This window comes from Brenneria roseae subsp. roseae (assembly GCF_003115845.1).
Lineage (GTDB): Bacteria > Pseudomonadota > Gammaproteobacteria > Enterobacterales > Enterobacteriaceae > Brenneria > Brenneria roseae.
Window position 1 is genome coordinate 1 of the sequence record NZ_KZ819065.1, and the last position, 437, is coordinate 437.

A 437-nucleotide genomic window follows, 5' to 3' on the forward strand; every position below is an offset into this window, starting at 1 on the left:
ACCTACCTGTTTCCCGATATTGGCAACAGAGACATAGCAGAACTGGACACGGGCGATCTGTTGGTTCCCATCAAAAAAATAGAGAAGCTGGGTTATCTGGAAATTGCCATGCGGGTGAAACAGTACGCGACCGCCATCATGCGTTATGCCGTCCAGCAAAAGATGATCCGTTTCAATCCTGCCTACGATTTGGAAGGCGCTGTTCAGAAGCCACAGACGGAACACCGTCCCGCTATCGAGCTTGAAGAGATACCAGCCCTGCTGGAACGTATTGAAAGCTATCAAGGCCGTAGCAGACTTACTCTACTTGCGATAAAACTCAATCTGCTGATTTTTGTGCGTTCCAGTGAACTCCGCTTTGCCCGATGGTCAGAGATCGATTTCAAAAGTGCCTTATGGGTTATCCCTGAACAGCGTGAAGCCATTGAAGGGATCAA

General features: G+C 48.7%; 1 protein-coding gene. It reads left to right on the forward strand.

Annotation, left to right across the window (positions count from 1 at the left end; genetic code table 11):
- A partial coding sequence (locus tag DDT52_RS20835) for a tyrosine-type recombinase/integrase (RefSeq protein WP_425591573.1) occupies window positions 1-437 on the forward strand: 437 nt, incomplete at both ends.